The sequence below is a fragment of the Flavobacterium sp. LPB0248 genome, from assembly GCF_013388355.1.
GTDB lineage: Bacteria > Bacteroidota > Bacteroidia > Flavobacteriales > Flavobacteriaceae > Flavobacterium.
The window spans coordinates 2,302,852-2,328,506 of record NZ_CP058246.1; the positions used below are offsets into that span (position 1 = coordinate 2,302,852).

21 protein-coding genes and 2 tRNA genes are annotated in these 25,655 nt (G+C 35.5%); 11 read left to right on the top strand and 12 right to left on the bottom strand.

Annotated elements, in window-relative coordinates; genetic code table 11:
• Positions 1-143 precede the first annotated feature (143 nt).
• The 9 genes from LPB248_RS09520 to LPB248_RS09560 form a co-directional block, all read right to left on the bottom strand.
• Positions 144-809: an HAD family hydrolase gene (locus tag LPB248_RS09520; RefSeq protein WP_177211226.1), complete on the bottom strand. Its 666-nt coding sequence runs from the start codon at positions 807-809 to the stop codon at positions 144-146.
• 267 nt (positions 810-1,076) lie between these two features.
• The gene (locus LPB248_RS09525; RefSeq protein ID WP_177211227.1) at positions 1,077-2,660 is read right to left on the bottom strand and encodes an MFS transporter; all 1,584 of its coding nucleotides are present in this window, start codon (positions 2,658-2,660) and stop codon (positions 1,077-1,079) included.
• A gap of 1 nt (position 2,661) precedes the next feature.
• Positions 2,662-3,711: an HlyD family secretion protein gene (locus tag LPB248_RS09530; RefSeq protein ID WP_073408093.1), complete on the bottom strand. Its 1,050-nt coding sequence runs from the start codon at positions 3,709-3,711 to the stop codon at positions 2,662-2,664.
• Between the two features lie 79 nt (positions 3,712-3,790).
• Complete coding sequence (locus LPB248_RS09535; protein WP_177211228.1) at positions 3,791-5,146, bottom strand: TolC family protein; 1,356 nt, start codon at positions 5,144-5,146, stop codon at positions 3,791-3,793.
• A 272-nt stretch (positions 5,147-5,418) separates the two neighbouring features.
• Complete coding sequence (locus tag LPB248_RS09540) at positions 5,419-6,240, bottom strand: AraC family transcriptional regulator (RefSeq protein ID WP_177211229.1); 822 nt, start codon at positions 6,238-6,240, stop codon at positions 5,419-5,421.
• Between the two features lie 197 nt (positions 6,241-6,437).
• Positions 6,438-6,511 (bottom strand) — tRNA-Asp (locus LPB248_RS09545).
• Between the two features lie 569 nt (positions 6,512-7,080).
• Positions 7,081-7,154, bottom strand: a tRNA-Asp gene (locus LPB248_RS09550).
• An 86-nt stretch (positions 7,155-7,240) separates the two neighbouring features.
• On the bottom strand, positions 7,241-8,167 hold the full coding sequence (locus LPB248_RS09555; protein WP_177211230.1) for a DUF58 domain-containing protein: 927 nt from the start codon (positions 8,165-8,167) through the stop codon (positions 7,241-7,243).
• The gene (locus LPB248_RS09560; RefSeq protein WP_177211231.1) at positions 8,164-10,731 is read right to left on the bottom strand and encodes a M1 family aminopeptidase; all 2,568 of its coding nucleotides are present in this window, start codon (positions 10,729-10,731) and stop codon (positions 8,164-8,166) included. Before LPB248_RS09560 ends, LPB248_RS09555 begins: the two co-directional genes overlap by 4 nt.
• Before the next feature lie 930 nt (positions 10,732-11,661).
• Here LPB248_RS09560 and LPB248_RS09565 point away from each other — a divergent pair.
• Genes LPB248_RS09565 through LPB248_RS09580 form a run of 4 tightly spaced genes read left to right on the top strand, consistent with a single transcriptional unit; the run spans position 11,662 to position 16,052 of the window.
• Positions 11,662-12,093, top strand: coding sequence for a DUF4625 domain-containing protein (locus LPB248_RS09565; RefSeq protein ID WP_177211232.1), 432 nt, complete (start codon positions 11,662-11,664; stop codon positions 12,091-12,093).
• The gene (locus LPB248_RS09570; RefSeq protein WP_177211233.1) at positions 12,090-12,560 is read left to right on the top strand and encodes a DUF4625 domain-containing protein; all 471 of its coding nucleotides are present in this window, start codon (positions 12,090-12,092) and stop codon (positions 12,558-12,560) included. The genes LPB248_RS09565 and LPB248_RS09570 overlap by 4 nt, the downstream gene beginning before the upstream one ends.
• 10 nt (positions 12,561-12,570) lie before the next feature.
• A complete protein-coding gene (locus tag LPB248_RS09575) occupies positions 12,571-14,778 on the top strand; it encodes a TonB-dependent receptor (protein WP_255462908.1) in 2,208 nt (735 codons plus the stop codon).
• A 50-nt stretch (positions 14,779-14,828) separates the two neighbouring features.
• Positions 14,829-16,052 (top strand): hypothetical protein, encoded by a 1,224-nt coding sequence (locus LPB248_RS09580; protein ID WP_177211234.1) that lies wholly within the window; start codon positions 14,829-14,831, stop codon positions 16,050-16,052.
• Between the two features lie 184 nt (positions 16,053-16,236).
• Here LPB248_RS09580 and trxA read toward each other — a convergent pair whose 3' ends face one another.
• On the bottom strand, positions 16,237-16,554 hold the full coding sequence (trxA, locus tag LPB248_RS09585; RefSeq protein ID WP_068844792.1) for a thioredoxin: 318 nt from the start codon (positions 16,552-16,554) through the stop codon (positions 16,237-16,239).
• 231 nt (positions 16,555-16,785) lie between these two features.
• Between trxA and LPB248_RS09590 the strand changes: the two genes are divergently transcribed.
• Positions 16,786-19,257, top strand: coding sequence for an AsmA-like C-terminal region-containing protein (locus LPB248_RS09590; RefSeq protein ID WP_177211235.1), 2,472 nt, complete (start codon positions 16,786-16,788; stop codon positions 19,255-19,257).
• A 222-nt stretch (positions 19,258-19,479) separates the two neighbouring features.
• On the opposite strand, the gene LPB248_RS09595 is transcribed toward LPB248_RS09590, so the two are convergent.
• Positions 19,480-19,713, bottom strand: a complete 234-nt coding sequence (locus LPB248_RS09595; RefSeq protein ID WP_177211236.1) for a hypothetical protein — start codon at positions 19,711-19,713, stop codon at positions 19,480-19,482.
• Between the two features lie 342 nt (positions 19,714-20,055).
• Between LPB248_RS09595 and LPB248_RS09600 the strand changes: the two genes are divergently transcribed.
• Positions 20,056-20,370: an HPF/RaiA family ribosome-associated protein gene (locus LPB248_RS09600; protein WP_111425972.1), complete on the top strand. Its 315-nt coding sequence runs from the start codon at positions 20,056-20,058 to the stop codon at positions 20,368-20,370.
• A gap of 150 nt (positions 20,371-20,520) precedes the next feature.
• Here LPB248_RS09600 and LPB248_RS09605 read toward each other — a convergent pair whose 3' ends face one another.
• A complete protein-coding gene (locus LPB248_RS09605) occupies positions 20,521-21,180 on the bottom strand; it encodes a hypothetical protein (RefSeq protein ID WP_177211237.1) in 660 nt (219 codons plus the stop codon).
• 315 nt (positions 21,181-21,495) lie between these two features.
• Between LPB248_RS09605 and LPB248_RS09610 the strand changes: the two genes are divergently transcribed.
• The 5 genes from LPB248_RS09610 to LPB248_RS09630 all read left to right on the top strand — a co-directional run bounded on the left by LPB248_RS09610 (position 21,496) and on the right by LPB248_RS09630 (position 25,532).
• Positions 21,496-21,984 carry a nuclear transport factor 2 family protein gene (locus LPB248_RS09610; RefSeq protein WP_177211238.1) on the top strand — a complete coding sequence of 163 codons (489 nt, stop codon included), beginning with the start codon at positions 21,496-21,498 and terminating at the stop codon, positions 21,982-21,984.
• Positions 21,985-22,247: 263 nt separating this feature from the next.
• Positions 22,248-23,630, top strand: a complete 1,383-nt coding sequence (locus LPB248_RS09615; RefSeq protein WP_177211239.1) for an ammonium transporter — start codon at positions 22,248-22,250, stop codon at positions 23,628-23,630.
• A 134-nt stretch (positions 23,631-23,764) separates the two neighbouring features.
• Positions 23,765-24,442 (top strand): tRNA (guanosine(46)-N7)-methyltransferase TrmB, encoded by a 678-nt coding sequence (trmB, locus tag LPB248_RS09620; RefSeq protein ID WP_144215838.1) that lies wholly within the window; start codon positions 23,765-23,767, stop codon positions 24,440-24,442.
• A 41-nt stretch (positions 24,443-24,483) separates the two neighbouring features.
• Entirely contained in the window at positions 24,484-25,122 is a 639-nt protein-coding gene (locus LPB248_RS09625; RefSeq protein WP_177211240.1) for a lysine transporter LysE, read from the top strand.
• Between the two features lie 83 nt (positions 25,123-25,205).
• On the top strand, positions 25,206-25,532 hold the full coding sequence (locus LPB248_RS09630; RefSeq protein ID WP_111286436.1) for an MGMT family protein: 327 nt from the start codon (positions 25,206-25,208) through the stop codon (positions 25,530-25,532).
• Positions 25,533-25,655: the final 123 nt, after the last annotated feature.

Here is a 25,655-nt window from a genome sequence, read left to right on the forward strand (position 1 = left end):
CAGTGTTCATATTTTGAACAAAAGTAAAAATAATTGGCACAATTGCAATGTTTTTACCATAAAAAAAACCTTTGTCAAAGTTTAAAACTTCGACAAAGGTTTCGCGTATGGTATTTTTGGTCCCGATAGCTATCGGGAGGAATTTATTTTTTGGAATTTAATATCTCAATTATCTTATCGACATTAATCTCACTATAATCATTAATATAAAAATCGCATGGCGGAAGTTCTTCTTTTGTATGCGTGCTCAAGACGCCTACGACTTTCATTCCGGCATTTAATCCTGCAGTAATTCCCGAAAAAGAATCTTCGAAAACCACACAATCAGACGGAGAAACTCCAACTCTTTCTGCCGATTTTAGATATACTTCAGGATTTGGTTTATGAAATGTAACGTCTTCTGAAGACATCATCGAATCCATTTTTTCACCCAGCTTCAAAGCGTTTGCAATCAAATCCAAGTTCGCACGAGGCGCCGATGTTGCAACGGCTGTTTTGAAACCACGAGATTTTAATTCGTTTAGAAAGTCCATATAATGCGGAATCGCTTCGACTTTGTCTTTGTAGATCTCACGAAACATTCCTTCTTTTTCGTCTTCTAATTTTATCAGTTCTTCTCCCGCAATCGGACGTTTGAAGAAATGCGTCATGATATAACTATTGTGTTTTCCGTACATATGTTCTTCAAATTCTTCTTTCGTGTACGGAATATTATATTTATCGAAAAACTTTTCAAAAGCGATTACATGATGCGGATTTGTATGCGAAATCACGCCATCCATATCAAAAATTACACATTGCTGGCTCATAATTTTGTTTGTTGTTTTTAACGGATGCAAGTTAGGACAATAAAGCGGTTATTACACAGAGATTCGCAAAGGATTTTCACAGAGATTCTCAGAGTTTTTCAAGTTACTGTTTGTCATCCTGAGGAACGAAGGATCACACTAGAAGCTCCACAAAGTAATTCCCTAAAGCAAGTTGCCAATCTTTGCAGAATCCCGCGTGTGATCCTTCGTTCCTCAGGATGACAAAGATTGGCAAAAACTTGAAACATTAAACCTGAAACAAAACCTTTACCCAATCCAAATTTTACTTTTAACCAAAGTCATCGTCTGTCTCAAATGCTGATTGCATGCAATAAGAATTATCAAAACCAATAAACCGTAACCTACAATGGTGTAAATCTCCATATCTGCCAATAAAGTCGACTGTTTGGCAATACTTCCAAAAATCTTTTTCATGGCTAAAACATTCGCATTATCTGCCGAATATCCTTTGGCAATAAAACTCTGCGTAGCGTTTGCAATGTTTTGCTGCGCTTCGGGATTTTCGCCAGTTACAAACTGACTTAGTTTTAAAAAGTGTTTTTTGTTTAAAAATACGGTTGCATTCTGCATGACACAAAAACCAATCGTACTTCCCCAGAAACGTCCAGAAACGCCGACAATTCCAGAAGAAACCGCCATATTTGCAGGAACCGAAGAAGTAGTAAATAAAATCAACGGAACAAATAACAATCCAACTCCGATGCCCTGCAAAAAGTACGGAACAATAATATCTGACAAAGCCACATCGGGCACAAATAGAAACGTAAACCAAAAGTGATACAACGCAATTAGCGAAAAACCAATCAGAAAAATGATTTTTGTTGAAAGCGATTTCATCAAGAAAAAAGCCGCCAAAACCAATCCGATAATATTTCCGAGTCCGTTAATGTATTGCACACCCGCAACTCGAGACGGATCCCAATTCCAAATCGAATACATCGCCGAATGGCAAAGACTCAACGTTGCTCTGCTGATGTAAAACAGGAAAAACAATAAAAACCCAATTCGAAGATTGGCGTATTTAAAAACTTCAAAATTAAAAGTTGGCCTTTTAACCAAAAGCTCTTTGAAGATGAACAAACCTCCCGTAATAAGTGCCGTAATAAGCATTAAAACCATTTGAGAAGATTCGAACCAATATTTTTTCTCGGCATACACAAAAAAGTAGGCACCGCAAAGAATAGCTGTTAAAACCAAAAAATAGCTCATCCAGTCGATTTGATACAACGGGATTTTCTTTGTTGTTCGGTGCCCACGAAAAGTAACCAAGATTAAAAAGACATTTAAAACCTGCAGTCCGCCCGAAACATACAGCATGTATTTCCAATCATAATGATCCAGAAACCAAACCGCAATATTCATAATAAAAGGCGTTGACAGCAGTAGAGAACCATAATAAAAGGAAAAACCAATTATGATGGCGTTTTTAGAATCAAACTGCTCAATGAGCAATTGTCTGATGGTAATGGCAGGAAGCGCCATTAAAATTCCTTCGGCAACTCTCAGTAATAGAAAAACCGCAAAATTATCGACATAACCCGACGTCACAATCGTAACTCCAATTAAGGAATAAACGCCCATGAGGTAATTTTTGGCAGGAAAAAAACTCGAAAATCGGCTTTCTATAAGAATTGTAGCCAGCAGAGTTCCGTACGTAACGCACATCGCGTACTGCAAATCTTCGGGCTCAATGTCCAGAAAACTTGCCGCATACGTTACGTTTGACGTATAAACTCCCAATAAAATCATGGAATGCAAGAGACAAACAAACAAAATCGTAATGATTGCCCATTTTGGAACCCATGATTTAAAAATACTTTTATCTTCCATTTTAGTGTGCTGCGATCACAGTAATATTCATTCCCGCTCTTAAAAAGTCGGCTTGTTTGTCGCTGTCTTTCAACTGAATTCTAACCGGAATTCTTTGTTCGATTTTTACGAAGTTACCCGTTGCATTATCTGGAGGAAGCAATGAAAATCTTGCCCCGCTCGCTGGTGATAAAGATGCAATTGTGCCTACAAAAGTTTTATCGCTTAAAGCATCGGCTTTAATTTCAACATCTTGCCCAACGGTTAAATATTGCAATTGCGTTTCTTTAAAATTGGCCGTAATCCATTTTTCTTTACTTACAATTGACAATAAAGACTGACCTTCTTTTACTAATTGTCCTGGCTGTAAAGTTCGTTTTCCAACCCAGCCGTCATAAGGCGCTGTAATTATGGTGTACGAAAGAAATAAAGCAGCATTATCGGCAACAGCTTGTTTGGATGCAATATTGGTTTGCGTTGTCGGCACATTTGCTTCGGCAACAGAAGTACTCAAAGCAGATGAATGAATTCTATTTTTCATTTCCTGAAAATGCGCCTGAGCCGATTCGTAATCTGCTTTTACTTTCTCTAATTGCTGAGAAGTAGCTGCTTCTTCGCTTACCAAAGCTTTGTATCTTTCGTATTCTAATTTAGTTTTCCAAAGATTCGATTTTGCAGCTTCTAATTGTGCTTCGTTAATCGCTGTTGCACTTGCCGTATTTATAGCATTTTTCTGCGCCACAACGCTGTTTTGCTGTGCGTTTTGAACATCGGCAAGAGCCACATTCAATTTTGATTTATATTCACGATTGTCAATTACAACCAAAGTATCTCCTTTATGCACAAACTGATTTTCGTTAAAACGAACTTCCTGCACATAACCCGTAATACGCGACATAATTGGCGTTACATATTGTTCGACTTGCGCGTCATTGGTTTCTTCGTGATTTCTGTTGAACACATAAAACCAAATTCCTAAAATAACACCGCTTATAACAAGCACACACGCAATAATTGTTATTAGTATATGAAACGTTTTATTTCTTCTAGTTTCATTTTTTATCTTAACCATATCTCTTTAACTTAGTTCTTTTCTAAAAATCTTTCTTCTTTAATCTTTCTTCTAAGGCTTTAGCCTAATCTCTCACCATCTAGCTCTGCGGAAGCATTCCAGCCGTATGAAGCAATTCGTAATGTTTTAAAACCGCATCCAATCGCGTAGAAATTTTGTTGTATTTCGCCTGAAGCAAAGCATTATCGGCGTCAACCATTTCGGTAATTAAAACCAATTGATTTAAGTATTTTAGCTTTACAATTCGGTAATTTTCGTCAGCCAAATCCAGTGCTTTGTCCACAACAACAAACTTTTCAAGAATTTCCTGATACTGCGTATGCTCTTTATACAACTTGTCCTGAATTTCCTCTTTTACGATTTCATTCTGCATTTCCTGCCATTTGATTTTGGTGTTCGCCTGCTCCATTTTGGTTTTATTTTTATATAAAGACGAAAGATCAAAAGTGGCTTCAATACCAACCTGCCCTAAAGTATACAGATACGGATTTGGCGGAAAGAATTTATAGTTCGGATAATAAAAACCGTAATTTCCAAAGAAATGAACACTTGGCAAATAATTTCCTTTTACCATTTTGAGTTCGGTTTTACTGATATTCAGCTCCTGACTAGCAATACGCATTTCTTCGTTTTGCAAAGCTTTATTCATATAAAAATCATACGGATCCAAACCGTTCATTTCGTCCAAACTCGACGTTGTATCAATCGCAATTTCTTCGTTTTCTGGAATCTGGATCAGCGTTTTCAGATCGTGAAGTGCGATTTTAATGTTTTTGGAGTTAGTTAACGCATTCAATTCGCGATCTGAAAGCTGTAATTCGGCACGAATAACTTCGTTTTTCGTAACCGTTCCATGTTTTTGAAGTGATTGCACTTCTTTCAATCGGCTTTTTTCTTCTTTGATGTTTTCTTCGAATATTTTCTGAAGTTCCATCATTTTATAAATTGCCAGATAGTTTGCCACTACTTCAAGCTCGATATCATTTTCAGCCTTTTCGGTTTTTATTTTAGCTATTTCGCTTTCCTGATTGGCAATTTTGATGGCATTATTAATCTTATTTCCGGCATAAATTGGCATTTTAAAAGTCGAATTGACCTCATAAATTTCAGGAATTGCCGGCGTAACTTCTTTGTCTTTTAAAAACCCGCTTCCTTTGAATTCGGTAATATTCGTAATTCGAGAATACATGCCGTTTAACTGTACGTCTGGCAGTCGGAGTTCTTTTCTTTCTTTGATATTCTGCTCTGAGAGCGTGACCTCCAATTGAGATCTGAGGATTTTTTTGTTGTTTTCTTTAGCTAGCTTCAAAGCATCTTGCAATGAAACAGTATGAACTTCCTGCGCTTGTAAGCCATTGAATGCTAATACAATTAAGAATAACAGCAGGATTCTGGGAAAACAATCGTCTGTAGAATTTGTTGTTTTAAGGAACATGAATAATTAAATATTTGATGCTGCAAAGTTCCTTCATTTTTCTGGTGACTGATAATTCTAAAAAGCCAAGAACATATTCATTTCAGACAAATGTTAAAATCGTGTTTTCCGAAAACGTTATATTAAAGCATTGAAAAACAATTTATTACAAAATAGATTTTGATTGTGATTATTTTTGAATTTCTCTCGCAGATTTGGCAGATCAAGCAGATAATTAATGAATTAAAGTAAAAATCTGTACAATCTGCCAAATCTGCGAGAGAAAAAACAAATCATTTGCTTTCCAAAATCTCTTCTCCGTTTAAGTAATCGGAAGGTCTTTGTCCTAATATCTTGAAGAAAGTATTGCTGAAAGTCGGAACACTATTATAACCAACTTCTTCGGCTACCTCTTTTACCGAAAGTTTTCTTTCTAATAAAAGTTCGATCGCTTTGAGAATTCTTCTAATGGTATAATATTGAATAAACGACATGCCTAGATCTTTTTGAAACAAGCGATACAAAGAGCGTTCGCTGAAACCAAATTCATGAGCTACATCGGCAAAAAGAATCGTTTCTCCTAGGTTATTTTCAATATACCGAAGAATTTTACTAAGTCGTTTGTCTTTTGGCTGTGGCAATTCTAAAGGAAGATTATTGGTGCATATTTGCGGAAGAATCGCTTTTATCGCTTTAGCAATGGCAAAATTCGGAGTTCCTTTTTTAAGATCGCCATTCCATCGATTGGTAAAAAGCATCATTTGCAGCAATAAGTTATTAACGGGATAAATTCCTTCTACTTTATAAAAGTCATCTTCGTCTTTTTCAACAGGAAAATACAGATTTCGCATTGTCACGCTTTCCGATTTCGGCTCGATGCTATGCTCCACTCCACTTGGAATCCAGATAAAATGCCTTGCTGGCAAAAAGTACGTTTTGGTTTCTGTAGTCACAAAAACAACATCACCTTCTGCATAAAGCAATTGCGCTTTAACATGTCTGTGTGGCGGAATAAACAATTCACCCATTAAATCATGGTGACAGTAAATGCTTTTTTTATCAGCATCTACTTTCCTGATATAATATTTATCGAGTTTTTGACCAGAATGTTCCATTGGTGTTTAATACAGCGGTTTTTTCGTTATATTAAAGATAAGGAAATTAAATTCCAATATCTGAAATTCCAAATTTCAATTCCACAACGTTTGTCATTTCTACGAAGGAGAAATCAGAGTGAGTAATACAAAACTTTGCGGTTAAATAACAAAAACAAAAAAGCCTTTCCGTTAAGAAAGGCTTTTAACAACTTAGGCGGTCTGGACGGGACTCGAACCCGCGACCCCATGCGTGACAGGCATGTATTCTAACCAACTGAACTACCAAACCCTGCGTTATTGCGAGTGCAAAAATACAACAGAATTTCGTTTCTGCAAGCGTTTTTTCAAATAAAATTTAGACAATTTTTTAATTAGTTAAAATCCAATATTTTAAAAATTCAAGTTTTAATCAAAAAGTAGGAACTTTCTTTTACTTAACCGCTAAAAGCGCAAGGTTAAAAGCAGAATCCCAATAACTATTGGAGCAAAGCTTTATTAAATTATAGCTTTGTGGACTTTGCATCCTCAAAAATACCTTTGCGAACTTTGCGTATTCTTTTGCGCTCTTTGCGGTAAAATCTTTCTGGAATTACGTGTGTGATTTCTCCCTTCGGTCGAAATGACAAACTGTACGATAAAATTGGAATTTGGAATTTTTCCCGAAGTTTCGGGTTTGGAATTTACCTTTACAAAAGGTCTTAAATCAAAAAAGCCATCCACAAAAGTGGAAAGCTTTTCATTGGTCTAACTACTAAACCAGCTACGAGTTACAAAGTCGTAGCAAAACAACACAACTAATCTTAGATACCGTATTTGGGCAAAAAAGCCTTTCTGTTAAGAAAGGCTTCCCCAATATTGCGGTCTGGACGGGACTCGAACCCGCGACCCCATGCGTGACAGGCATGTATTCTAACCAACTGAACTACCAAACCTCTGCGTTATTGCGGTTGCAAAGATAGTACAGAATTTCATTTCTGCAAGTGTTTTTGTAAAAAAAATGAAATAAATTTTCAAATTTTTATCCAAAGTTTTGTTTTTCAACCAAATATGTAGTCAATATTTTTTCAAAATTATCGCCAACATTTACCGGAACGCACTTAATTTGGTTCTTTGCGCAGGTTAAAGCCAAGTTTTTAAAATAAGCTTCTACCCTCTTTTCATATTGCTCTTTTACATTATCAGCAAAAATCGAAACCTCTTCTCCCGATTCTAAGTCGATAAACTTTCTTGGCGTGTTATCAAAATCAAACTTCAATTCGGTTTCATTATCAACTACATGAAACAAAACTACTTTGTGTTTGTTGTGTTTAAGATGCTGCAATGCATTAAATAGTTTCTCATCATCTTCGGTCTGCAACATATCGGTAAACAAAATAATCATCGAACGGCGATGCATTTTCTCCGCAATCTGATGCAAATAGGTAATCGTATCAGTCGTTTTTTTGACTTTTGGCTGAACCAATAATTCTTCCAGTTTATTCAAAAGCATTCTATGATGGCGATCGCTTCCTTTCTCGGGAGCGTAATATTCATATTTATCTGAGAAAACGCTCAAACCGACCGCATCACGCTGTTTCTTTAAAATATTCATTAAAACCGCCGAAGCCAAAACCGCAAAACCAATCTTCTTTTCATAAAAAGGCTGATTCGATTTCAGTTCAGGATAATGCATTGATGACGAATTGTCCACAATCAAATGACAACGCAAATTGGTTTCTTCCTCAAAACGTTTCGTGTACAAACGATCGGTTTTGGCAAACAATTTCCAGTCGATATGTTTGGTACTTTCGCCTGCGTTATAGACTTTATGTTCGGCAAATTCGGCCGAAAATCCATGAAACGGACTCTTGTGCATTCCCGATATAAAACCTTCCACAACCTGATTCGCCAGCATTTCGAGATGCTGAAAACTGGAGACTTTTTCTATTTCCGATTCGATTTTCATTCGGTTTCTTTTTTAATATTTTGTGCTTTATAAAGCAAATCTGTTGCCTGAAACAATTTGCGTTTCAAGATCGGACTAAAATTAGGGTTTTCTTTTAAGAATCTTTGTACTTCATCAAAAGCAAATTTCGACGAATATTTCCCAACTGTATTATCCAGCCAGTCTTTTGGAAAGAAAATATCTCCCGTTCGCTGAATTTCGTCAACCAAATCTAATGAAAATCTAATATATTTCTGCGCACTTTCCTGACGAAGCGGATGATGAATATTCGCCAAACCAACCGAAACCCACGATTCTTTCTCTCGGTTTGCATCGTCTTTTAATGATTCTATAAATGCATTTCGAACCGATTCATCTTTGGATAAAGAAGGAAGCAAAAACTCAAAACGCTTTTGTTTGTCCGGATTGGTAAACGAAGTTCTGGTTTTCTCCAAAATTTCATCGGCTTTTGGATGTTTGAAAATAGCCAGATTCATCGCCATATTGGTGTAATCGTCTTCGTTTAATTTCAAATTCGGAATCGAGATTTCTCTATTCCAAACTTTATACAAACTGGCTTTCGCCGAATTAGAATAGGCAATCGAACTGAACAATCCAAATAATGTCTTTTTAATATTAGACGATAAATTAGCCTGCAAACGCTCATATAAAACGCCTTCAAGTTTTTTCTGCAATTTATTCTGCTGTTTTTCGGTAAAAAATCTCCAATAGATCGTATTTAAACTTCCTGTCGCCATTCGCAAAACCAATTCATTTTGCTCAGTTTGAATTCCTCTTAAAAAACATTCAAAAGCTTTTTCTGGCGAAACAGTACCAATCAAAGTATTTTCGTAAAGATTACTATAACTGGAAGCTCTTGCCATTTCATCTTTTAAATCTGCAATATAATTTAAATTATTCCCGTCAAGCGGAAAAACACCGTATCCAAAACCATTATAATTGTAAACAACGGCAAGCGGTTTTTCAAGTCCGATAGCTTCTTTTACAACCGTATTTTTGTCATTAATATTGACTGATAAAACTTTCACTTCTTTAGCATAAACTAAACCAATCTGAAAAACCTGAGGCCATATATTCTCTGATTTATCTTCTGCTTTTTGCTGGATTTCAAAGCTTTTGATTCGGTTTTTAGCATCATATTCTATTTGATCCGTAAAAATGGCTCTTCCAGATTTGTTAACCCAGACATCGCTCCATTTTTTCATATCAAGCGGAGTTTCGGCATCAAGAAGTTCTACGAGATTATTCCAATCAGCATTATCATTGGCATATTTCTGAATGTATCTTTGAATTCCTTTCTGAAACGCTTCCTTGCCCATCGAAGCTTCTAACTGACGCATCATAATGGGTGCTTTGTTGTAAATAATAGCTCCGTAAAGCGAACCAGCATCTTTCAAATTAACCAAATGCTGCTTGATCGGATGTGTTCCCAACGATCGATCTTCCGCGAAAGCGCTAGGATAATGCGCGGTAAAAAACTGCAAATTATGATTGACTTTTGGAAAAATCGGATTCATGATTTTATCAGCCATAAAGTTGGCAAAAACCTCTTTCATCCAAACGTCGTCAAACCATTTCATGGTTACCAAATCGCCAAACCACATGTGCGAGGTTTCGTGTGCGACGAGTTTTGCACGATTTAGTTTTTCACTGTCGGTTGCACTGTTGTCCAGAAACAAAGTCGATTCTCTATATTGAATTGCGCCAACATGCTCCATTCCGCCATATTGAAAAACAGGAATCGAAGCGAAATCCAACTTCTGAAACGGAAATTTATAATTCGTATATTTTTCTAAAAAGTCTAACGATTGCTGATGCAGATTGAAAATAGTATCAGCGCTTACGCGAAATTTTTCCGGACTATTTTCACGATACAACATCGTCATTTCTAAACCTGGCTTTCGTGTCGCGCTTTTGAATTTTCCTGCAACAAAAGAAAATAAATAGGTGCTCATTTTGTCTGATTCTCCAAAAGTGTAAGATGTAAAATCTCCTTTTTCAAGTTTCTCCACAACATCGGCTCCAGCCAAAACCGACCAATCTTTTGGCATAGAAAGTCTCAGTTTATAGGTCGCTTTTAAATCAGGCTGATCAAAACAAGGAAATAAAGTACTGGCCCGATCTGGAACTAATAAAGTATATAAGAAATCATCATTTCTATTTAATGACAAATTACCTGCTATAAACGAAATTGAAAATGTATTTTTTCCTAAAATCAAAGCGGAAACCGGAATTATCATATGTCCATTTTCATGAACAATAGAAAGCTTTTTCCCGTTTGCTTCAATTGTTTTTATGTTTGAAGTTTTCTCTTTAAAATCTAAAATTAAAGGCTGACTTAAATCAGACAAACTCAAATTTACTATCAAATTAGAATTTATATTTTCTGTTTTCTGATTCGGAATTTCGAAAAACAAAGTGTATTGAAGATTTGAAATCTGTTTTTTACGAAAATTTGCCAGCTGTTCAGAAACGCCGTTTTCAAATAATTCACTTGCTTTTGACTGAGAAAAACTATTGAAAATCAAGATAAAAAAACAAAGAAAGCTGTAGAAAATTTTCATTTTTAAGGAATATAAGATTTGATAAAATTAACAAAAGCATTGATTTTTCGCAAACAATTATCGCAACAATATTGCATTTAAAAATAAGATTTCTATATTTGCAACACTATTGCATTAAACAGCATGAAAAACCTCATCTAGAAGTTAATCTTCACGAATGAAAAAGAAACTTAAATTTATAAATCTCTTGATGCCTTTGATTGTATTGTTCGCAATACTTTTTCCGGTTGTCCATTCGTATGAGCACATTTTAGATACTCATAATTCTAAAGAAAAATTAGAGTTTTCTGTTTCCGAAAAACCGCAATTCAAAGCCAAACTGCATTCATTTCATAAATGTTCGATTTGCGATTTCAAATTCAGCGCAGTCGGCACATTTGAATTCAATGCCTTTCAGTTTTTCAAGAATAAGTCTGTTGTAAAACACATTAACTTTTACAGCAAACCTCATTTTGCATTTTTTAAGGGCGCTCTTTTCTCACTTCGAGCCCCGCCTTTTTCACTTTAGTTTTTTTTGTGTTTCCGATTGTTTTGCAATTCGGCTATTTAATTGTTTTTAGGACTTCAAAATCTAAAAACATTCAGAAGCTATTTCATTCACTCTAAGTATTTAATACAAGATATTGATATTAAAATAACTTTTTCTACGCAAAAAACTTCCAAATTTTTATCGATTAACGCATTCAGAACTAAATCCTTATTCAGGTTTCTAGTTATTGCTATGCTGTTTTACTAGAGAAAAGATATATGTCGCCTCTCTGAGGCTTTTGTATAGCTCATAAATTCTTTTCTATAAATATTTCGTCCCTCCGGGACTTAGTCAAATTTCCTATCACTATTTCGTCCCGTCAGGACTTGAATATTGAAATCAATATGCCCTTTTGTAATCCAAATACCCTTTATAAAATGATCAAAATCAAATTAGAAAAAATGAAAACAACAAAACTCATTTTGGCTTCACTCTTTGCTGCAATGGCTTTTACAAGCTGCAGTAACGACGATTCAGAAGAAAAACAGGCAATTCCAACTATTGACAAAATCGAGCTTGGTCTTAACAACAGCGAAACAGCAACTATTGGCGCAGATTTCCATTTTAATGCAGAAGTAACTGCTGCTGATAAAATCGAAAATGTACAAGTAAAAATTGTACAGAAAAGCACTGAAACATACTCGAAAGTCTGGTCGCACGAAATTACATGGACGCAATATGCAGGCGCAAAAAACGCCAATGTGCACAAACATTTTGATATTCCAGAAGATGCTGCAGAAGGCAAATACGACTTCATCATTATCGTAAACGATCAAAACGGAAGCAAACTGGAAGTGAAGAAAAACTTAACCATTATAAATCAAAAAATATGAAAAAGATAAAGTTTTTGATAGGCATTTTTGCTCTTACTTTTATTTCATCCTGCTCCAGCGACAAAGCCGAAATCGACAGCGAATATCCCGTAATTGATAGTACTGGAGCAAATGCTTTTCCGATTCAATGCAGTACAATCGAACGCGGAAAAACCTTCACTTTCAAAGCCACTTTTAACGACAATGTAGCTTTGGGTTCTTACAGCCTTGACATTCATCACAATTTCGATCATCATACACACAGTACAGAAGTTACAACTTGTGAAATGAAAGCGATAAAAAAACCTGTAAAACCAATGCTTTTCATCAACAATTATACTATTCCAAATGGTGTGAAAACTTACGAAGCAACAGCACAAATCACCATTCCTGCAGATGTTGATCCCGGAGATTATCATTTTATGATCCGCTTGACGGATAAAGAAGGCTGGCAAACGCTGAAAGGTTTAAGTATTAAAATTTTATAAGATCAGATTAATGAAGAATGCCCTATCCATGTATTGGAGATTTTGTTTTTTACTCATCAGTTTATTAATTACGACGGAAGCTATTTCTCAAAATCAGCCATCAGAAAAGAAACCAGAAATCAAGGAACTTGACGAAGTTTTAATCAGCAATAATGCTACTCAAAAAAGCAAAAAAGAAGAATCGTTGAATGTTGAAACGGTAAACAATAGTTTTATTCAGCGTAATCTTGGCGGAAGTTTGATGCAGTCTTTGCAGAAATTACCCGGCGTTAAAACTATTTCGATTGGTTCGGGAGGTTCGAAACCGCTTATTCGTGGTTTGAGTTTCAATCAGGTTATTGTGGTTGAAAATGGCTTGAAACACGAAGGCCAGCAATGGGGCGCTGATCACGGATTGGAAATCGATCAATATGCTGTAAATCGGGTAGAAATTATAAAAGGTCCTTCTTCATTTATCTACGGATCTGATGCTGTTGGCGGTGCGATAAACATTAAGCCTTTACCTCTTCCGTTGCAAAACACTTTTGGCGGAAGCGTAGATCTTACCGGAAAAAGTAACAATGCGCAATTTGGAAGTTCTATTAATTTATTTGGAAGAAACGAAAATTGGTTCTTTGATTCTCGAGTAACCACAATGGATTACGGCGATTATCGCGTTCCGACCGATGTGGTTCATGTGTATAGTTATGCCGTTCCATTATACAAAAATCATTTGCGAAATACGGCTGGAAAAGAACTTGATTTTCATTTGAGTTCAGGTTATTCTGGAGAACATTTTAAATCGGTTTTCTATTTCAGTAATGTGCATACTAAAAGCGGATTTTTCGCGAATGCGCATGGACTCGAACCGCGAAATGTAGATCTAGAATTACACGACAAATCGAGCCGTGATATTTTGATGCCGTATCAGCAAGTCAATCATTTGAAGCTGAGTAATACGACTTCTTTTCAGTTGGGAAATCATGCTTTTGAGACGCAGATTGGTTTTCAGAATAATTTTAGAAAAGAGTATAGCCATTACGTCAATCATGGTTATATGCCTCCAATTTATCCTAAAAATATGTACGCTCCACAAGATTTGGAACGCCAATACGATAAAGATGTTTGGTCGTTTTCTGCTAAAGATGAATTCAGAATTCAAAATCATCAAATTACAATTGGTTCGAATGTGGTTTATCAGCAAAATGAAATTGGCGGATGGAGTTTTTTAATTCCTGCTTTCACACAATTTAACGCTGGATTATTTGCTTACGATAAAATTGAACTGAACGAAAAATGGTTTTTAAACGGCGCTGTTCGTTACGATTACGGAAAAATTAAAATGAAATCGTATTACGATTGGTTTCAAAGTCCGGTTTCTGAAAACAATCAGACGGAATTGGAATATTTACAGCGTTCTCAAGATTTGACTAAAACTTTTGACAGTTTTACATGGTCGATTGGTGCAAATTACAATCCTGGAAAGCTTTCGCTGAAAGCCAATTTGGGTTCGAGTTTCAGAATGCCTATTGCCAAAGAACTAGCTTCAAATGGTGTAAATTATCATTATTTCCGATTCGAAAAAGGAAATCCGAATTTGGATGCAGAACGTTCGTATCAATTGGATTTGGGAATGGAATTGAACCAGCAAAACTGGTCTTTTCAACTGACTCCGTTTGTGAACTATTTTCCGAATTTCATTTATCTGAATCCGACTTCGGCTCATGATATTTATTATGGCGCAGGAAATCAGGTTTTTGAATATGAACAAAGCAAAGTCTTTCGTTATGGTGCAGAATTTCAAACGAGATACTATTTCCTAAAATCTTTAAGCGCAGAAATTGGTGCCGAATATCTTTATTCGGAACAAAAATCAGGAAGCAAAAAAGGCTATACAATTCCGTTTTCTCCGCCACCTTCTGTTTTGTTCGGATTGAATTATGAACCTCAAATTTCCTTTTTAAAAGAACCATACTTTTCTGTTGGTTATCGCTTTACGGCACAGCAGAATAATATTGTTCCGCCAGAGAAAAAAACGGCTGAAAGTCATGTATTCAATTTAGCTTTTGGTTCAAAAGTTAAGACAGGAAAACAGGATATCAGCCTCAATATTCAGATCCAGAATTTATTTAATACTAGATATTTAAATCACACCAGCTTTTATCGACTTATCGAACTTCCAGAAGCGGGACGAAACATTATTGTTTCTATGAAAATTCCGTTTTCGGTTTCGCGATAAGCAAACCATTCAAAACTCAATTATTTACAAATTTTAAATCCTTTATTACAATGAAAAACAAGTTTTACAAACTACTATTTTTATTCGCTTTATCGCTTTTTGCGGTTTCGTGTAGCAACGACGATGACAACCACGACGATCACGATCATGATCACGACACTTCGGAAGAACATACATTTGTTCGAGTTTTACTTTCTGACGAAAAAACTACGGAGTTAACCCTTTTTGATCCGCATGAAAATAAAACAAGTTCTTTTACGGCAAAATTTGCTAAAGCCTCTTTGTACACAACAGAATCTGGACGTTTTGCAGGAATTGTTCACAGAGACAATAATTTCGTAGAAACTTTCGACAGCGGATTGGAATTACACGGCGATCACATTGATGTTGATGATGTTCCGAAATTTGGAGTTTTAGCGACAAGCGCATTAAAACCAACGCATTTTAAAAGTAAAATTGGAGAAATCCTAACTTTTAACGACGGAGATGGAACGCTTTCTTTTGGTAAAGAAGCTGATGTAAATAAAGCTGGTTCAACTTTCAAAACAATAAATGCAGGTTTATTGGCACATCACGGTGCCATGGCGACTTTTACAAACGGAACTTATGCCATTACTGAGAAAGATAATTCGGTTACAGGAACGCTTCCAGAAAAAGTGAAAATCATCGACAATACCGGAAAAACAGTTTTTGATGCAAAAATTGCGACAAAAGGAATTCACGGAAATGCTTCAGACGGTGTTTATGCCGTTTTTGGTTCGTCAAGCGGAATTTTGGTTGTAGAAGGCAACGGAAACCAAAAACTAATTGATCATCCAGCAGATTTTGGAACAGCTTGGTTTGGAAGTATTTTAGAAACGGTTTCGGCTGGAAAATTCATTGGCTACACGGCTGCAAAAGGCGCTTATTTAATTGATGTTGTAGCTAATACTGTAAAACCAATTATTCAGAATACAACTATTATGCAATGCAAAACGAGTTACGATCGTAAAAAACTGGCTGTTTTATTGCATTCTGGAGAGTTTAAACTTTATGATATCAGCAGTTTACAAGTTGCAAAAGAAGTTAAAGCAACTTCAGAAACAGCTACAGACGCGACATTAAAACCTCAAATGGCAGTTACAGATCGTTTTGCTTATATTACTTCTCCATCAACTGGAGAATTAATACAAGTAAACCTTTCTACATCGGCAATCAAAAAGACTAAGGTTTCTAGCACGCCTTATATGATTACGGTTTTGGGTCATGAAAACAGCGAAACTCACAGCCACTAATTAATTTTCGAACAAAGGTTTTCTGCCACGAATTCACGAATTAAATTTGTGAAATTATCAGAACGGCTATATACGTTTTTGGAAGGAATTAAATTAGCGCGAATTCGTGAATTCGTGGCAAAAAAATAAAATAAAAAAGGTTTGACTTTCGTCAAACCTCTTTTATATAAATTGCAATCTAAGATTACAATAAAGCGTCTAAACTATCTGCGTAGGTTTGTTTCGGAGCTACTCCTACTTGTTTTCCTACTACTTCACCGTTATGAAACACCAAAACGGTTGGTATGTTACGCACACCATATTTTGCAGCAAATTCTTGGTTAGCATCTACATCTACTTTACCAACAACTACTTTACCAGCGTACTCTTCGCTTAATTGGTCAATGATTGGACCAACCATTCTACAAGGACCACACCATGCTGCCCAAAAATCTACCATTACTGGTTTATCTGATTTTAAAACTACTTCATCAAAAGTAGCATCTGTTATTGCTAATGCCATAATATATTAAGATTAAAATTAGGTCTGAAATATTAACTTTCAAACTACAGTACAAATTTAAAAATTTAAAATAAATCAAACACCATTACTAAATTAGTTTTCGTTATAAATGTATTATCATTAATTATAAGCTAGATAACTTTAAAATTACAATTTATTTACCTGAAAATCAAACCAATAAAAAGTTAATGTTTTTTGTAGTATCTTTAATACATTCAAAATTCGGCTACTATGAAAGAAGCTTTATCCAAAACCAAATCCTTTCTGCAATCTGATTCTTTTAAAAAATACGCCAAACGTTTTGGATATTTTATCTTGGGTTTAATTGCCATTCTTTTACTTGCCTGCGGAGGTTTGTCTATATACTTCAATCGAAATAAAGCCGAAATTATTGCTAAAGTCAATACCAAAATCAACGAAAATATAAATGGCAAATTTCATATTAGAGATTTTCATTATAAGTTTCTAACTGGTTTCCCCAATTTTACATTGGCGTTAAATGATGTCGAAATAAAAGACAATCAATGGCAGAGCCACAAACATACTTTGCTGAGAGCAAAAGAAATCGAAGCACGTTTGAACATTTTGAGTTTGTTGCAGCACGAAATCAACATTCATAAAATCTTAATCAACGACGCTGATATATATATTTATAAAGCCGAAAACGGTTATTCTAATGTCAATATTTTTAAACCGAAAAAGAAGAAAACACAAACCGAAAAAGAGAAACCCGAAACGACAATTGACGAAGTAAACCTCAACGATGTTCATGTTATTATTGACAATCATCTAGGTCATAAATTGTTTGATTTTGATGTGGCAAGTTTAGAATCTAAAGTAAATTATGGCGACAACAACTGGCAAACCAATCTGTATTTGAAAACCAAAATTAATAGTCTTGCCTTTAATACCGTTCACGGAAGTTTTGCTAAGGAAAAAGTTCTAGAAGGCAATTTTGATATTTCGTATGCCGAAGCCAATCAGAAAATAGATATTAAAACCAAAGGACTTAAAATTGGTTCTGACGTTTTTGATATTGTCGCTTATTTTAATATCGGAAAAAACAATTCGCTTTTCGGAATCAATATCGGAACGGATATTTTATGGCGAAATGCTTCCAATTTATTATCGGCAAACATTAGTTCGAAACTCAATCAGTTTGACATCAAAAAACCAATTAAGGTAAATTGCGACATTAAAGGCGATTTGAATGTAGAAGGCGATCCAAAAATTGTAGTTCAGGCAGACATTCGCGATAACGAAGTGAGTATTCCAGATGGTTTGTTTACCAATTGCAGTTTCAAAGGAATTTTTACTAACACTTTTAAACCCGAAAAGGAATCCAGCGATCCGAACTCGGCTATTATTTTAACCAATTTTAAAGCCGAATACGCAAGTATTCCGCTGACAATTGCACAAGCAGTTATCAATAATCTCGAAAAACCAATTGTCACAGGAGTTGTAAATTCTGATTTTGACATTTCGAAACTCAACGGAATGATGAACGAGAAAATACTTCATTTTGAAAGCGGTCATGCCAAAGCCAATTTGAAGTTTCAGTTTGACATTGTCGATTTGTACATCAATAAACCAAAATTCACAGGAGATGTTGATATTGCTGATGCTACATTCGATTATATTCCGAAAAAGATTCATGCTGAAAAAACGGCTGTACAATTGTCTTTTACACAAGAAGCGCTTTACATTAAAAAAATAGCCTACAAACACAAAAAGAACATTATCCGCATTGATGGAAAAATCGATAATTTCTTAAATCTCTATTACGATGCACCCGAAAAAATGGTGGTAAACTGGAATATTTACTGTCCAAATATTGATGTAAAACAGTTTATAGGTGTTTTAGAAAATTCTCCGAAACAAAAAGTGACAGAGAAAAAACCAGTAAAAAAGAATGTCAATTTTACAAATCAGTTACGATCTGTAATAGAAAAATGTGCTGCTGTAATTAACCTCAAAGCCGATAAAATCACTTACGGATCGCTTACTGCAACCAATACTCTGGCCACAATCCAGATGCTAGATTCGAAGATTTTGCTTAAAAACGGAACATTGCAGACTTCTGGCGGAAGCATAACGTTTAGCGGTTCTGTACAACCAAGTGGCAACCAATATGTTTTTACTTCAAATGCGCAGGTAAACCGAGTTGATATTGCGAGTTTTTTAAGGTCTTTTAATAATTTCGGAATCAAATCTTTCAGTCCAAAAAATATTCGTGGCCGATTAAGCAGCAATGCCAATGTTGCGGGTTTAATGAACAGTAAAGGCGATCTGATTGTGAATTCGATGAAAGGAAAACTAGATTTTAATGTCAATCAAGGTGCATTACTCAATTTTGAACCGATTATGAAAGTCGGCAAATTTGCTTTTCCGTTTCGCGATGTAGAGAATATCACTTTTAGCGATTTGTCTGGTTCGCTTAATCTGCGTGGAGAACAAGTCGATGTCAATAAACTTACCATAAGTTCGAGCGTCTTAAACTTTGACGTTGTCGGAATTTACTCTTTTGGCCGAGGCACCAATCTCGCCCTCACCATTCCGCTAAGAAACTCTAAAAACGACGCCAAACTCGCCACCAAAGAAGAACGAAAAGCCGTTCGCGAACGTGGTATTGTCCTGCATTTGATTGCTTATGATAATGAAGGAAAAATGAAGGTTAAGTGGGGGAAGAAGGATAAGGGATGATTTCATTGCTTTGAGTGATTTCACATTTTTTTGTCATTCCGAGGAACGAGGAATCGCACTCGAAACTCGACAAAGATTGGAGAATTACTTTGCGGAAATACTAGTGTGATTCCTCGTTCCTCGGAATGACAAAACTTACTTAATAATTTATTCTTTACATTTAATGATCAACAAATAAGATTCATAAAAAAGCCACTTTCCCAAGTGGCTTTTTCTCATTTCTTACTCAATCACCAAATAAGGATCAAGAATTTCGGCTAATTCATTTAACCAAAAGAAACCATCTTCAATATTTACGGTTTCGGTTTTCATAAATCCATCTTCTCGTATTGCGTTTAACGCAATTAGGAAATTTACTTGCCTAATCGTTTTTGCCATACTTTTGGAATCAATTGAATTGTTGAAGAATTCAGTCAACCTTAATTCGGTTTCTTTGGAAAGGGTTTTGGTACTCATAAGTCTGAAAGTTTAGAGAGTATAAAACCCGCATGGGTTAGCTGCTCTACGCCTTTCAGAGCGTTGCGGTTGTTTCCAATACCGCCAGCATGCCATGCGGGCAGAAGTTTTGTCTTGTTCATATTCTGAAAGTTTAGAATTACAAACATACGAAACAAAACAATATATTGTAAGTTTTTTCTTTATTTTAAAAATAAAATACTATAAGTATATTTTCTCCAAATCGAAATTACAAAATTGAAAAATAAATCAATTTAAAATTTCATAATATTTCCTTAACCTACTTGTCTTTTATCTTTAAAATCGATAAGTTTGAGAATGAATCATTAAATTTTATTTGTTATGAAAGTACAAATCAACACCGACAAAAACATTGAAGGAAGTGCAAGATTAGAAAGTTATTTTTCTGGAGAAGTAGAAAAAAGCTTAGACCGTTTTCAAGATAAAATTACTCGCGTAGAAATTCATTTTGGAGATGAAAATGGAGAAAAATTCAGCTTGCATGACAAAAAATGTGTGATTGAAGTTCGTCCTGTAAAACTACAGCCAATTACGGTTACAGAACACGCAGACACTCTAGAAAAAGCCTTTAGCGGTGCATTGGCCAAAGCTAAAAAAACATTGACGAGCACTTTCGAGAAGATAAAAGAACATTAATTTTTTTTAAACATATAAGTGATATAAGTTCATTTTAAGTTTACATCACAAAGCAACGAAGCCGTAAAGTAGTACTTTACGGCTTCGCTTTTTTTATGGATCGTAGTAAGTAAAAATCTTAAATTACTTATATCACTTATATGGTTTACTTTATTTAGGCAACGGTGCGCCAACTGCAATATCGCAACGGTGACCTGGTTTTCCGTGTGGCGGATTCATTCCATCTGCTACCGTAGCTTCAGTACCTTCTGTGCTTAATAATGCTGGAACTGCGTTTGATGCTGGCGGCGAAACCGTAAAGTTTTGTGTAACCGTTCCGCTTTGAGCTGGGTTTGAAGCTGCTGCTGTCGTTGTTGCTTTAGGCGAATTTAAAGGCGCTCCAACCGCAATATCGCATCTATGTCCTGGCTGTCCGTGTGGCGGATTCATTCCTTTTGCCACTTTAACAGGTGTAGTTGTTGTAGTCGTCACCATTTTCTGCTGATTCGGATTTACCTGAACGGTTTGTCCCTGAGTTGCCTGCACTTGCTGTGTCGGTGCAGAATTTAAAGGCGCTCCAACCGCAATATCGCAACGGTGTCCCGGCTGTCCGTGGGCAGGATTAATTCCTTTCGTATCGCTTAAAACTGTATTTGGGTTTGCAGCAGGAGTTTGCGCTACTGGCGCTGCGGGTTTTGTTGTATCTTTTGCAAGTCCTAATCTTACTAATTCTGAGGTTGCTGTACTTTCTTGCGGTTCTAATTCCTTTTTACAAGAAACAAAAAGTAAAGAAGTAACAGCTATTGAGCTTAGAAGTATTTTTGCCTTCATGACTGGGGTATTTTTATTGAGAATCAAATATAGTAGTTTTTTGAGAGATTAAGTGACATGAAGAATGTTAATGATAATTAAACACAAGATTTTAAATTGTTTTGATTTTATGTCATCCTGAGGAACGAAGGATCACACACGGAGATCTACAAAGATTAGCGAATCTCTTTCCGGAGTTTCTAGTGTGATCCTTCGTTCCTCAGGATGACAAACAGTACTTTTATTATGCAAGTAGGAGCTTAAAAACTTCCATTTCCTTATATCACTTATATGGTTCAAAAAAAATTATACCTTTAAACTCAAATACTATATCTCATGAAAAAAACACTTTTACTCCTTTTGTTTGTTGCTTCTTTTGCCAATGCGCAAACAGACAAAACCAAAATCAATCACACATTAGATGCTTGGCATAAAGCGGCTGCCGAAGTAAAATTTGATGCTTATTTTAATACATTGGCCGATGATGCAATTTACATCGGAACTGATGCAACCGAAAATTGGACCAAAAAAGAATTTTCTGTTTGGGCAAAACCATTTTTTGACAAAGGAACTACATGGAATTTTAAAGCTTTAGAACGTCATATCTTTTTTGATAAATCAGGAAAAATTGCTTGGTTTGATGAATTATTAGATACGCAAATGAAAATCTGCCGCGGTTCTGGAGTTTTAATAAAAGTGGGGAACGAATGGAAAATTCAGCATTATGTACTGTCAATGACAATTCCGAATGATGAAGTTGATGCCGTAACCAAAATAAAAGCACCAATTGAAGACGCTTTGATTGCAAAACTTCAGAAAAAATAAAACATTTTACGGTTTTCTTATTATAAACGTAACTTTTTGAGCACTTTAGAAGCACTGTTCGCCGATTATTTTTAATTAATTCGGCAAAAACAGTGCTTTTTTGTAACTTTAGAATAAGATACTGTCAAAAAAAGAACCTGTATTTTACAAATTTCACCAAAATAAAACCCACACCTCTATTTTTACAGCCTTCAAAACAGTAATCTTTATTTTTTTCTAACTTTGACCCCAAAAAAAATAGGGTTAAACAAAGTATTTTAAAAATGAAAATAGAAAAACGCTGGATTATTTCCTTTATTATGATTAGCGTCGTATGTACGATAGGGGCATTTTGGCCAACAGTTACAGAAAATAATTATGTTTTATCAGAATTTGGAACTACAGATCATATCGTTCCTGCCGATGTTGCTTGGATGCTAACTTCGAGCTGTCTGGTTTTAATCATGACACCTGGATTGTCTTTCTTTTATGGTGGAATGGTTGGAAAGAAAAACGTTATTTCGACCATGCTTCAAAGTTTTATCTGTCTGGGCGTAGTTACGCTTTTATGGGTTGTTGTGGCGTTTAGTTTGGCTTTTGGAGAACCGGTTGGTTTTGGTTCTGGAGATCATTTTTATAGCTTTTTCGGAAATCCAACTACTTTTGCTTTTATGGATTATGTTGGCGTTCTGCCTCATAAACAATTGGCCAATACGATTCCGTTTATGCTTTTTGCTTTGTTTCAGATGAAATTTGCCATCATTTGCCCTGCAATTATTACGGGTTCATTTGCAGAACGCGTTCGTTTTATCTCTTATTTAGTTTTCATTAGTTTATTTACCATTTTTATATATGCTCCTTTATGTCATGCGGTTTGGTACCCAACAGGTGTTTTAGGAAGTTATTTTGGAGTTAAAGATTTTGCAGGAGGAACTGTGGTGCACATGAGTTCTGGTTTTGCGGCTTTGGCTGGAGTTATTGTTTTAGGAAAAAGAAAAAACAGTCAGCATATTCCAACCAATATTCCGTTTGTATTATTAGGAACGGGAATGCTTTGGTTCGGCTGGTTCGGATTCAATGCTGGATCTGCTCTTGCAGCCAACGGAACTGCTGCCATGGCTTTTGCTACAACTACAACATCGTCTGCCGCAGCGATGCTAACTTGGATTTTCTTTGACAGAATGAACGGAAGAAAAGTTTCTGCTCTAGGCGCCTGTATTGGTGCTGTTGTTGGCCTTGTCGCGATTACACCAGCTGCAGGATTTGTTTCGGTCCCAGAAAGTATGTTCTTCGGTTTCATTACAGCGTTGGTTTCTAACACGGCTGTAAATTGTAAATACTCTAAAAAGTTCGATGATACACTTGACGTTTTTGCTTGTCACGGTGTCGGCGGAATTATGGGAATGATCTTAACTGCTATTTTCGCTCACGGCGAAGATGCAAGTTTACTTCACGGCGGATGGAATGTTTTTGGACATCACATGATGGCATTGGTTCTAGTTTCGATCTTTACTTTCTTCGGCGCTTATTTCTTATTTAAAGTAACCAATTTCATTATTCCACTAAGAGTTTCAGAAGAATCAGAACACATCGGATTGGATTTATCTCAGCACGATGAATCTCTTGATCCAAAAGCGCAGCCAATTACTGAACCTCATTATGGATAATTTTTTTTCGCCACGAATTCACAAATTTTATTTTTAAAATAATTCGTGAATTCGTGGCTGAAAAAAACATTTAAACCGACTTACGCCGTTTCATTCGTTTATATTCCTTAATTTTGCCGAAAATTTTTGTAAAAGTGGGAAGTAAAAATAAACTAAAAAGATTCAGAGAGAACGAAACATTTCAAAACGTTTTTCAACCAACCAGAGAAGAAGTTGTAGGCGATTTAATGCCTTTAAAAGGAAAATGGAATTCTGATTTCTTTAAAAATGATAATCCATTAGTTTTAGAGTTAGGATGCGGAAAGGGAGAATATTCTGTTGGATTAGCTGAAAAATACCCAGACAAAAATTTTATCGGAATTGATATTAAAGGCGCTCGTTTCTGGCGTGGTGCTAAAACTGCTGTAGAAGACGGACTTCATAATGTTGCTTTTGTTCGTACTCAAATCGAATTAATCAATCATATTTTTGCTGAAGGCGAAGTAGACGAAATCTGGATTACTTTCCCAGATCCGCAGATCAAATACAAAAGAACGAAACACAGAATGACGAATTCTGAGTTCTTGAAATTGTACAAAAAAATCCTGAAAAAAGACGGTGTTGTAAATCTTAAAACCGATAGCGAATTTATGCACGGTTATACTCTTGGATTGCTTCACGGAGAAGGTCACGAAGTTTTATACGCGAATCATAACGTATATAAAAACGAAGGAAGCCCAGAAGTTGTGACTTCTATCCAGACTTTTTACGAAAAACAATATTTAGAAATTAATAAGGCAATTACGTATATTCGTTTCAAAATTAAAGACTAACTTTAATTTTGAAGCCTTTATCTAACCGATTTAATAACTAAATGATCTACCTTACTCCCCTAATTTCAGGTTTTATTGCCGCTGCCATTGGAACTATTCCGCCTGGATTGCTCAATATGACGGCTGCCAAAATAAAAATGAAAGAAGGGAAAAAGAATGCTCTGTCATTTGTAATTGGTGCGGTTTTAATTATTTTTTTTCAGGCTTACATTGCTGTATTGTTTGCTCGTGTGATAGACAATCGTCCAGATGTTGTAATATTATTGCGCGAAGCTGGTTTTGTCATTTTTTCGATTTTAACCATTTATTTTTTCTTTTTTGCGAAAGATCCAATAGCAAAGAAAAAAACGAAACTAAAGAAAACCAGCAAAAAAAGCAGTTTCTTCCTCGGAATGCTACTTTCTGGACTAAACTTCTTTCCTATTCCTTATTATGTTGTAATAAGTGTAACGCTTGCTTCGTATCATCTTTTTGTATTCGAAAATACAATTATTTTAACCTTTGTATTAGGCTCGGTTCTTGGAGCTTTTGCAATTTTGTATAGCTATATTGCCTTCTTTGGAAGAATAGAAAAGAAAACCGATTACTTCATGCGAAACATGAATACCATTATCGGAACCATAACTGGATTAGTCGCTGTAGCAGCACTTTTTAATATCCTGAATTACTACTTCGGATAAATAAAATTAACCATTAAGAGATTAAGAAAAATTAAGTTTTTATCTTTATTAACTTCATATCTTAATGGTATAAATATTTTAAAATGGCAGAAGAGAATTTTTTTGAAAGAGTTTATGTAATCGCCAGACAAATTCCGTTTGGAAAAGTTACTTCTTATGGTGCAATTGCAAAAGCATTGGGCACAGCACGTTCTGCACGAATGGTCGGTTGGGCAATGAACGCCTGTCATAATATGGATGATGTTCCTGCGCATAGAGTTGTAAACCAAAAAGGTCTTCTAACAGGAAAACATCATTTTGACGGAACCAATTTAATGCAGCAACTATTAGAAAATGAAGGGATAAAAGTGGTCAACAATCAGATTGTAGATTTTGAAAAGCATTTCTGGAAACCGGAAGTTGAATCGTAAAAATCATTTTCACCATATAAGTGATATAAGTTTATTTTAGAAGAAAGAATTTATATTTTTATTTTTCTCTCGCAGATTTCGCAGATTCAGCAGATTCTACGGTTTGAATAAAAAAGAAAATCT